This window comes from Streptomyces swartbergensis (assembly GCF_002148965.1).
Taxonomy (GTDB): Bacteria; Actinomycetota; Actinomycetes; order Streptomycetales; family Streptomycetaceae; genus Streptomyces; species Streptomyces swartbergensis.
In genome coordinates this window covers 1-10,189 of sequence record NZ_NGFN01000309.1, presented here as the reverse complement: position 1 = coordinate 10,189, position 10,189 = coordinate 1, and the positions used below count along the sequence as shown (strand labels likewise).

The following is a 10,189-nucleotide window of genomic DNA, read 5'->3' as shown; positions in this document are numbered from 1 at the left end:
CCGGCCAATCCCCCCGCCCACCCGCGCCAGCGAGACCACACCCCTGCTGGAATCCCGGACGAACCCGCGAAGTTAAGGGCTGGCCCATCGCATGGCTGGGCAGTGCGCCGGGACTGCCGGCGGTGCATGGGCCGCGTCGACTCGGAGTCCAGGTGCGTGTACTGCCTGCGCCAGGTGAAGCGTTCGCAGCCCGAGGCGGGCTGAACGCGCCGAAGGGCTGCGCGCACTCCGTGCCGTCGGCGTCGCGCCGTCGTTGAACAGCACCACTCCATACGCCGGGCCCCGGGGACGTCTTCTCCCCCGGGGCACGTGGTGTGTCCGGACGCGGGGTCAGTTCTCTCCGGCCGCAGTGGCGGTGAGCCAGTCGGCGGCTTCGGCGTCGGTCATCAGCGGCACCTGCGTCGGGTGGGCGTCGCCGTCCTGGAGGACGTGGACGCGGCCGGGGTGGGCGCTGCACTTCGGGGCGGGGTCGACTATCGGGGCGAGCCGCTGCCAGGTGCCGGCGCTGACCCGGGCGAGGATGACGGTGGCGAACTGCTCGCGGGCCGATCCTGCCAGGGACGGGCCGCGCGGTGCCGCTGGTTTCCACGGCGGGATCGCAGCAGGCGGGGGAAGCTCACCGGCGACAAGCTCCAGCAGCTGGCCGACCTCTGGTTGGGGTGGGCGTCGGCGTGACGTGTCGTCGCAGAAAGAGGTGCGGCCGGCCAAAGGCCACGGGTCTACAGGTGGGGCGCTGCGCTTGGCGGATGCTGTCCTCCAGCGCACGCATGAGATCGACGGGCGKCTCCGGTTCGGGCAGCTCGCTCCAGCCGCGGTCTTCCAGCTTCGCGGCGACGACYTSCTGGAGGGCTTCGCCGTAGTCGTCGCGCACCACGCTGATGTCCACGCCGGCCAACTCGTCGATGAGCRTCTCCGCAAGGTCCAGCTCGCGTTCGGTGACCGGRGCCAGTGAGGCGAGGTCACCCGGGTGAAGGATCTCCTGCGGCCACCGCAGCCCGTGCACGACAAGGACACCGCGGCGGGGGCGCAGCGCGGCCAGGCGCTCGCGGGTGCGCACGGCGAACTTGGCGATGCCGACCCGGCCGGTGCGGGCGAGTGCCTCCACCAGCAGGGCGTAGGGGCGCTGGCCYGCCTCGCCGTCGGRGCCGGCGTAGTAGGCCCGGTCGTACAGCAGCGGATCGACATCCCGGTCGTCGACGAAGCCGAGGATCTCCACCCGTCGCCTCGTGGCGAGCGGCAGGTGGTCCAGGTCCTCATCGCGCAGGACGACCATGTGCCCGTCCGGGGCCTGCCCGCCCCGGCCGATCTCTTCCTCGCCGACCTCGCGGTCTTCGGCCTCGCACACCCGGCGGTGCCTGATCCGGGCACCGTCGCTCACATGGACCTCGTGCAGCTGAGGCCGTGCCGCCTCTGTTGCCGCGTACAGGCGCACCGGCACGCTGACCAGACCGCAGGTGATGTGACCCGACCACAGTGCGCGCATGATCCAACGCTGCACGCCCCACACACGGACGGCACGGCGAGTACTCCACCGGAGCACTGCTGGACGCGGTGGGTCCGGCCGACCAGRGCYGGGGATTCGTCGTCGTGCAGGTTGCGCAGCGCGCGACGRACGTAGTCGGTGYCCTGSTGGYGRGGCAGCAGCAGCGCCTTGAGYTGGCGGGGTGTGGCCAGGCGCAGCTGAGCGAGGGTGAGGAGGACCTCGCCGCGGATCTTCGCTCCGGCTTTCATCGGGGCGGCTTCGCGGGGCCGGGACGCTTCTCCAGGCACAACATCAGTACGGGGAGAAGAGGAGTTGCAACCGGCCGGGGCGGGTGAATCGGGGGTCTGATCAGCGACAACCGCCAGACGGCGGCTGGAAGCTGCGGGGCTGGGAGCAGGGCTTGTCGTGTGGCTCGTCGCGGGGCCGGCTGTCGCAGCGGTGCCCGCCGGAGTCGGCGGCGTCTGCGGGGTCGGCGGAACGGGGGCGGTGGTCATCGTGKCCTCGGGTYTCTCCGGCCGTACASGGCCGGATCGGTGACAGGTCCGGTCCGCCCGCGCGATGCGTACGGGCCGGAGCCACCGTGATGAAGCACCCCTTGTCCGCGACCTGTTCACCCCGGCCCGCAGTGTCCGTTATGGCCCTTGACCACCCCTTGACCGGATGGTTTCTCCGTGGCCGATGCCACAACGCCGCGGCTGGCGGCGGGGCCGGGAAGGGCACAGAGCTCAGGGGCTGCCCGAGTGGGTAACGCCCTGCGCGAGTTGGCCGACGACGTCGAAGATGGTCTGGCCGAACGCGGTAGGGGCGATCAGCACGCCGAAGACCAACACGATGACGACGGTCAGCTTCTCGTCGTTCCGGCTTCGRGCCTCTGTACGCCGCCGCAGCCGCACGACGATGATGACCGCCAGCAGCACCGCMACRTTGATCGWCAGAACCACCGACCAGCCCTCCCCGTCACACGAACGTCCCAGCCCACCTGTAGCCGGAACCACTCCACGCGGTGGGTTGATTACTGATCGTTGGCGGCAAAACGCTTCTGCCCGGCTGGATTTCCGGCCTTGACCACGAGGCAACGCACTTCCCCGCCAGCGGTGCGGTGAACTCGCGACGGGACGCGTCGTAGGCGATCACGGAGCTTCTGTGTGCCGCCAGATCACGCCGATGAGGGCGTCGGTGTCGGTGGTGCCGCTCGTGCCGAGTGCGGGGGCCGTGTCGTCCGCCGTGGCACGGGCCTGCTTCAGGATCGATGCGAATGCCCTGTCCCTGCGCTCACTGTTGACGTTCCCGTCGTGCCAGTGGCGATACCACAACCAGGAGACGAGGACGCCGAGAACGGTGATCAGCGCGATCAGGATGGTCAGACAGCCGGTGGTCACGAGACGGTTCGCCCGTCCCGTGACCACCGCGCAGCCCGTCTCGTCAGCTGCCACTAACCGCCCTTGTACCCCATGTCGGCCAGTGCCTGGTCCATGACCCGAGCGAGGGTGGCCGGCATTCTTCGGGTGGAACGACTCCAAGCCGGCACAGACGTTCTCGCCGGGCCAGGGCAGGCACGGGGCCTGGTTGGCGGGGTCCCCGGCGTGGAAGTCGCCGTCACCGTTCGGGCCTGGCGGACTCACTGACCGGGACGGGCTGCGGGGAGCCGCCCGGTTCGGTGCCCGTCAGCTCCAGTAGTCCCGGTGGTCCTGTCTGCGCCAGCGGTCGTAGTCGCTGTACGGCGTGGGCAGCCCCAACTTCAGCCAGATGAGGCGACTAGCTCCATAGACCACCGGGAGCGCCGCGCCGACGACCAGGCTTCGCTGCTCAGACAGGTCGAAAACCTGGCGGGCGGTGAAGTAGCCGATCGCGAAGAGGATGCCGGCTCCAACGAGGTACAGCAGGAAGCTGACGAGGCCAACCGCATGGCTCATCACGGCCCCCATCAACGTGAGCCAGGCGAACGTACCAAAGCTGATAGTGGCGATGATCACAAGCAACACCATGGTGCACAAGGCTACTCAGGGGCCGTGGCCTCGTCTGTTGACAGAGTGAGTACGCCTTCCTCGTGGCGGGCCCCGGCGCGGCTCCTGCAATGATCAGGGCCATGGTCGGTACGTCCCGGGCCGTGGTCGGCCTGCGACTGGACCTACGAGCCATCACGACGGGTCGGTCAAACCCTTAGAGGTCGTTCTCTTTCCGAACCTCGTGTGCGGTTTCTGCTGGTCAGGCGTGAGGTTGCGGTTGTCGCGGGAGTCTGGGGTTGTTGCTTGCCGAGATGTCGTGGGGGTGGGGGGTGCCATCGATGCGGGCGGTTTTGAAAGCGCGGCAGAAGGCCGCGGCGCTGCGGGTGGAGGACCTCGAAGCGGAGCTGGAGCGGGTGCGGGCGGCTCTGGCGGAGGCGGAAGAGATGCTCAGGCGCCGGGTGATCGGCCTGGAGCAATATCTGGAGGCGCTGACTGAGGCCGATACGCTCGCGGTGGCGCCCGAGAGTGTGTCGGAGAGGAAGCCGGTGGGGCCGCGCCGGGCGGTGCCTCGCCGCCAGGACGCGGCCGGAACCGACGTGCTGTCGGTGGACTACCAGGCGTTGATGGCCGCCGCCGTGGAGGCGGGAGTCGATGGGCTCGGTGCCCGGCGGGCAGCGGTGGTCCTGGGCTGGGACAGCGCGTCTGCCTCGCGCGTCGAGGGTGCGCGGGCCCGACTGAAACGGCTGGTGGAACGGGGCTAGCTGGTCGAGGAGAAGCCAGGCAGGTTCATGCTGCCCGCGACAGAGCAAGACGCTGGCGGTGGTGGGCGGCCAGGCGGCGGCTCATGAGCATGGTCATCGACCACAGGATGACGCTCTCGCTGGTGTCGGTGCGTCGTTCGTAGTCACGGACCAGGCGCCGGCTGCGCAGGAGCCAGGCGAAGGATCTCTCCACGACCCAGCGGCGGGGCAGGACCTGAAATCCCTGGACGTCGTCGCTGCGGCGGACGATGTCAAGGACAACTCCGAGGTGCTGGATGGTCCAGTCGGTGAGGTGGCCGGTGTAACCACCGTCGGCCCAGATCCGCACCAGCCGCCGGAAGTGATTCTTTGCTGCGGGCAGCAGGAACCGGGCGGCGTCGCGGTCGGTCGTGGACGCCGGAGTGACCAGCACGGCCAGAAGAAGGCCGAGGGTGTCGGTGAGCAGGTGCCGCTTGCGCCCGTTGATCTTCTTGCCGGCGTCGTAACCCCGCGAGGTGTGGGCGGTGGTGGCGTCTGCCTTCACGGACTGCGAGTCCACGACCGCCGCGGTCGGCTCCGGGCTGCGGCTTTCAGCTGTGCGGACGGCCTCGCGCAGCCGGTCGTGCAGTTCGGCCGCCAGTCCCGTGTCCCGCCAGCGGGCGAAGCGCAAGGTCAGGTTCGTCCGCCAGTAAGCGGCGACCAGGAGCACGCGGTCCTCCAGCGGCAGGCTTCAGGGACGGCCCTTGCGCACCGGGTCCGCACCCTCACGCCGCAGAGCAGTGATCAGCTTGCCGAACTGGCGCGGGCTCAGCCCGGTGAACGGGGCTATCCAGGAGGGCTCCGACGCCGTGATCACACCAGACACGGCAAGATCATCTCACCGTGACCAGCAGTTACGGGACAACCCTTAACGAAGCTCTGGCCTTGGTCAACCTGGCCACCGATTTCTATCAGCTGGGCGAACACCAGACCGCTGAGCCGTTGTTCGCGCAGGCGGTATCGATTTTCCGCGACATCGGAGACCGCCACGGGGAAGGCCAGGCACTCAACAATCTCGGCCTCAATCTGGGCATGCTGCACCGCAGACAGGAAGGGGTGGATGCCCTAACGCGTGCCACGGCCATCTACTCCGAACTCGGTGACCAGCGATTGGAGCAAACGACGCGGCACAACTTGCAGCGGGAAACCAGGCTCAGCGGGCTGCCCCGGGCCCTGAATCGCAAGACCCCTACCTGCGAAAGCAACCTCGTCCATAAGATCCGGACGAGGAGCGGACCAACTTCGCCCTTCATCGGCAATTTCATTCGTTTCCGCAGGTCAGGAGCAGATGGGGCAGCGCACCACCAGCAGACGAAGAACATTCTTTGTTCTTACAGCCCTCTGAAACTTGGCTTCTTCTAGAGCCTCAAGTGGGTTGCCTGGGGCACTGTTGCCCTCCAGGCAACCCAGTACGTGAGACTCGCTCAGCGGCCAGTTCAACACTTCGCGTCGACGTATGACCTCCAGGTGACTTCGCCCCGGTCCAGCAGATTCAGCCGGGCCTCCCGCCACTGGCGCCGCTGGCCGCCGAGCTCGGCCCGCTCTCGGCCGTCGACAGCAAGGGGATGACCGGATACCGCGCGCGAAGCGCAAGCTCCGCGGCAAAGCCGACTGCACCGCCTGATGCGCTTCATACCCCTGATCGCCCCCCGTTCTGCTATGGACCGTGCCCTGCTGGGTGCTCCGTCCTCATCACCGACACCCCCTAGAACACCCTGGAAGCCGACCTGGTCTGCCCCACCAACCCGGGCCCGGGTGTACGTCACCGGCAACCATGAGTACTACAGCCAGGCCCAGGGCTGGGTCGACCTCATGGACGAGCTGGGCTGGGAGCCGCTGCGCAACCACCATCTGCTGCTCGAACGCGGCGGCGCCACCCTCGTGGTCGCCGGCGTGGACGACGTCACCGCCGAGTCCTCCGGCCTGGCAGGCCACCGCGCCCACCTCGCCGGAGCCCTGAACGGTGCCGACCCCGACCTGCCCGTCCTGCCCGTCCTGCTCCTGGCACACCAGCCCAAGTTCATCGACCGGGCGGCAGCCGCCGGCGTCGACCTCCAACTCTCCGGCCACACCCACGGCGGCCAAATCTGGCCCTTCCACCACCTCGTGCGCCTCGACCAACCCGCCCTCGCCGGCCTCAGCCACCACGGCCCCCGCACCCTGCTCGTGCTCCGCTCCCCGCACCTGCCCACCTCGGTGCAGCACTCGACGGTCATGCCGTGCGCCCCGCCCGCCCGGCCGGGGCGCGGCGCAGGGCCACGTGCGCGGCCAGGGGTGAATTCCAGCCGCACCTCCGGCCCTGCGCGACCCGCCCGTCCCGGGGCGCACGAGGCCATCGCGGACATGTATCAGGTATTCCAAGATTTGATGATGGCTGGAAACCGCCTTCTTTTCGCATTACACCGGTAGGGATCATGGCAGCGAAGGACCTCAGATACTTTCAATGCTCACCTTGGATTTTCCTATTTCCGGCGGTGCGGGGGATCATCGTGAAGAATGAGGGCGCTGAACTCGCAGGGAAAAACGCAGCGGCAGACAGTTTCGAACGGCATTCCAGGGATACGCCGGAGCGGAGCGCGATTCTGTATCAGGGCACCGTGACCGGTTACGGGAAGCTGAATCGGCGGGCCGAGGCGATCGCCGCGCGTCTGGCGGCCGCGGGCGCCGGCCCCTCGACACTGGTGGCGGTGGTCCTGCCGCGCGATCCCGACCTCGTCGCCACCTTGTGTGCAGTGCTCAAACTGGGTGCCGCGTGTCTCCCCGCCGACCCTGGCGCCCCGGCCGGACGGCTGCGCGAGATCCTCGCCGACGCGACCCCCGACGTCCTCGTCACCACTCGTGCCGCCGCTCCGGAATTCACCGGCGACGGGCCTGTCTGTTTCCTGGACGATAAGCCGTCGACACCCCCTGTTGTCCCGCCGGAGCATATCGCGCGAAGCACGTCGGGAATCGCCTATCTGTTTCATACGGCACCTTCTGACAAGAGGCCGGGGGATTCGATTGTCTCCTACTCCGATTTGGCGCGCTATATCGACGATCCAGGCATCGGAATTCCCGACGGGGCGGAGATTCTCCACTTGATCACGCCGCTCCTGTCAGGCAATCGGCTCGTGCTGGACGCGGATGAAGTCCCACACCGGCCGGCCACCCGAGTGGCACCACGCGATGTGGTGGAGGAGGTCATTGCGCAGGTCTGGTGCGCCGTGCTCGGCGTCGACCGGGTCGGCGTACGGGACCGCTTCTTCGACCTGGGCGGCAAGTCGCTGATGGCACTCCAGGTGGTGGCGCGCCTGCGGAAGCTGCTCGGTGTCGAACTGCCGGTGCGGGTCCTGTTCGACGCGCCGACAGTCGAGGAGCTGGCCGCCTGGGTGCGGGCCGAACACGCCGGCGGCCAGGACGGCGGCGAGGAGGCGGCACTCCGGCCGGTGGAGCGCGGCGGGCCGCTGCCGCTGTCGTTCGCGCAGCAACGTCTCTGGTTCCTTTACCAGTTGATGCCCGACAGTGCCTTCTACGCGATGTGCGACGCCTTCCGCATACGGGGACGCCTCGACCTGGACGCGCTGCGGCGGGCGCTGCGGATGCTGGTCGCTCGGCATGAGACGCTGCGGACGGCGTTCGTCGAGCGGGACGGTGTGCCGTACCAGGTCGTTGACGCCGTCGACGGGCCGGGCGCACGGCGTGCGGCCGCCCTCACGCGGGTCGACCTGACACCACTGGCGCCCGCCGAGCGGGAGGAGTCGGCCCGCAGGCTGGTGGCGGCGGAGGCGCAGACCCCCTTCCGGCTGGAAGACGGCGCGCTGATGCGTGTGGTGGTGACCCGGCTGGCCGACGACGACCACGTACTGGTGATCACCATGCACCACATCGTCTCCGACGCCTGGTCGGTGGGTGTGCTGGTGGACGAGCTCGGCCGGCTGTACCGAGAGTGCGTCACCGGCGACCCCGCCGGACTCCCTCCACTGGACGTCCAGTACGCTGACTTCGCCCTCTGGCAGCGCGACTGGATGACCGGCCCGGTCCAGGAGAAGCAACTCGCCTATTGGAAGCGGGCTTTGGACGGCGCGCCCTCGGTGCTGCGGCTGCCCACCGACCACCCGCGACCCGCCGTCCAGTCCGAGCGGGGCGAGACGGTCGAGTTCACGCTCTCCGATGCGGTGGTCACCGCGCTGGAGGAGCTCGGCCGGGAGCAGGGCGTCACCCTCTTCATGACACTGCTCGGCGCCTTCCAGGTACTGCTGGCGCGCCATGCCGGGCACGAGGACATCGTGGTCGGCGTGCCGTCGGCCGGGCGCACTCGCACCGAGACGGAACCCCTGGTCGGCTTCTTCGTCAACACCCTCCCCCTGCGCGTGACCTGCGCCCCCGGCCTGTCCTTCCGAGACCTCCTGGAGCAGGTGCGTGAGGCTGCACTCGGCGCCTTCGCCCATCAGGACCTGCCCTTCGAGACCCTGGTCGAGGCACTCGCACCCGAGCGCGACCTCAGCCACAACCCCCTCGTCCAGGTCACGTTCCAGCTCCTGAGCACGCCGGCGGCGCGACCGGGCCTGCCTGGGGCGGAGGTGGAGCGGTACCCGGTCGGGGAGGCCGTCTCGCAGTTCGACCTGTCCCTGGACGTCAAGCGGTCCGACGATGGTTCGTACCGGGGGATCCTGAACTACTGCCTCGATCTGTTCGACCGGCCCCGCATGGACGTGCTGGCCGCCCAGTATCTGACGCTGCTCGACGCCGCTGCCGCGGACCCGGACCGTCGCCTCGGCGATCTGCCGCTGTCCGGCGAGGCCGAACGACGGCTGCTCCTCGATGAGTTCGGGCAGCGGGACCTGGYGCTCGCCGGACCGGGCGGCGTCCCGGAGCGGTTCGCGGAGGTGGTGCGGGCGGCGCCGGACGCGCGGGCGGTGACCTGCGGCGAGGACACGCTCACGTTCGCCGAGCTGGACGCTCAAGTAGCTTCGCTGACACGGTCGTTGCTCGTCCTCGGGATCACCCCCGAGACGCCGGTCGCGGTCTGCCTGCCGCGTTCCACAGACAGCGTTGTCGCCCTGCTGGCCGTGATGCGGGCCGGTGGCGTCTACGTCCCCCTGGACCCGGAGTGGCCCGCCGACCGTACGGCCTACGTCCTGGAGGACACGGCGGCACCCGTCGTCATCACCCGCGACCTGCCCGCAGGCCCCGGCCGCGTCCACCTCGACCCGCGGCAGCCCCCGGCCGACGGCTCGGTGACCGCGCCGCACAACCGCCCCGATCAGGCCGCTTACATCATCTACACGTCCGGCTCGACGGGCGCGCCGAAGGGTGTAGCCGTCCAGCACCGCTCGCTGAACCACCTCACCAGCACCCTGCAGGCGACGTTCCTCGGTCACGACCCGTATCTCGCCGGGGCCGACAGCGTGCCGCCCTGGGACAGGAAGCTGCGCGCGACGCTCACCGCGCCCTTCACGTTCGACGCGTCCATGGAGCAGCTGAGCTGGATGCTGGCCGGTCACGAGCTGTTCATCGTGCCGGAGGACGTGCGCCGCGCCCCTTCGGCCCTGGTCCGGTTCGTCGAGGAGCACCGGATCGACGTCATCGACACGACGTCGTCGCAGCTCGAACTCCTCACGGCCGCCGGACTGCTGGAGGGAGCGTGGGCGCCGTCCATGGTCATGGTGGGCGGGGAGGCGGTCTCGCCGTCGCTGTGGCAGGCGCTGCGCGGCCAGCGGCGTACTCGCTGTTTCAATCTGTACGGCCCTACGGAAGCGACCGTCGACGCCACCTGCCACGACCTGTCCGGCCCTGTCGACGTGCCCGTCATCGGCACCCCACTGCCCAACGTCCGCCTCCGCCTCCTCGACGAACAGCTGCGACCGGTCCCCATCGGCGTCGCCGGCGAGATCTACCTCGGCGGCCCCGGACTGGCCCGCGGCTACGTCAACCGCCCCGCCCTCACCGCACAACGCTTCATCGCCGACCCCTACGGCGACACCCCCGGCAGCCGCCTCTAC

General features: G+C 69.3%; 8 protein-coding genes and 4 pseudogenes. 5 read left to right on the top strand and 7 right to left on the bottom strand.

Features of this window, described 5'->3' with window-relative positions:
• Positions 1-330: 330 nt before the first annotated feature.
• The 5 genes from CA983_RS45950 to CA983_RS34050 form a co-directional block, all read right to left on the bottom strand.
• Positions 331-708 carry a hypothetical protein gene (locus CA983_RS45950; protein ID WP_143645621.1) on the bottom strand — a complete coding sequence of 126 codons (378 nt, stop codon included), beginning with the start codon at positions 706-708 and terminating at the stop codon, positions 331-333.
• On the bottom strand, positions 617-1,483 hold the full coding sequence (gene ku / locus CA983_RS34070; protein WP_086604638.1) for a non-homologous end joining protein Ku: 867 nt from the start codon (positions 1,481-1,483) through the stop codon (positions 617-619). Before ku ends, CA983_RS45950 begins: the two co-directional genes overlap by 92 nt.
• A gap of 725 nt (positions 1,484-2,208) precedes the next feature.
• On the bottom strand, positions 2,209-2,424 hold the full coding sequence (locus CA983_RS34060; RefSeq protein ID WP_086604637.1) for a hypothetical protein: 216 nt from the start codon (positions 2,422-2,424) through the stop codon (positions 2,209-2,211).
• A gap of 189 nt (positions 2,425-2,613) precedes the next feature.
• Entirely contained in the window at positions 2,614-2,916 is a 303-nt protein-coding gene (locus CA983_RS34055) for a hypothetical protein (protein ID WP_143645620.1), read from the bottom strand.
• 231 nt (positions 2,917-3,147) lie between these two features.
• The gene (locus tag CA983_RS34050) at positions 3,148-3,468 is read right to left on the bottom strand and encodes a hypothetical protein (protein WP_086604635.1); all 321 of its coding nucleotides are present in this window, start codon (positions 3,466-3,468) and stop codon (positions 3,148-3,150) included.
• A 299-nt stretch (positions 3,469-3,767) separates the two neighbouring features.
• On the opposite strand from CA983_RS34050, the pseudogene CA983_RS34045 reads away from it, so the two are divergent.
• Positions 3,768-4,277, top strand: a pseudogene (locus tag CA983_RS34045) (hypothetical protein).
• Here the strand turns inward: CA983_RS34045 and CA983_RS45470 are convergent.
• Entirely contained in the window at positions 4,216-4,839 is a 624-nt protein-coding gene (locus CA983_RS45470) for an IS5 family transposase (protein ID WP_244207211.1), read from the bottom strand. The pseudogene CA983_RS34045 and the gene CA983_RS45470 sit on opposite strands and share 62 nt — an antisense overlap.
• Positions 4,833-5,034: pseudogene (locus CA983_RS48420) on the bottom strand (helix-turn-helix domain-containing protein); the annotation flags it as partial. The pseudogene CA983_RS48420 and the gene CA983_RS45470, both read right to left, overlap by 7 nt.
• A 17-nt stretch (positions 5,035-5,051) precedes the next feature.
• Between CA983_RS48420 and CA983_RS34035 the strand changes: the two are divergent.
• From CA983_RS34035 to CA983_RS34020, 4 genes and pseudogenes are all read left to right on the top strand, one after another.
• Positions 5,052-5,570 (top strand): tetratricopeptide repeat protein, encoded by a 519-nt coding sequence (locus tag CA983_RS34035; protein ID WP_086604634.1) that lies wholly within the window; start codon positions 5,052-5,054, stop codon positions 5,568-5,570.
• A gap of 378 nt (positions 5,571-5,948) precedes the next feature.
• Positions 5,949-6,374, top strand: a pseudogene (locus tag CA983_RS34030) (metallophosphoesterase); the annotation flags it as partial.
• A 248-nt stretch (positions 6,375-6,622) separates the two neighbouring features.
• A pseudogene (locus tag CA983_RS49710) lies at positions 6,623-7,039 on the top strand (AMP-binding protein); the annotation flags it as partial.
• Positions 7,040-7,378: 339 nt separating this feature from the next.
• On the top strand, positions 7,379-10,189 hold a 2,811-nt coding region (locus CA983_RS34020; protein ID WP_244207210.1), incomplete at its 3' end, for a condensation domain-containing protein.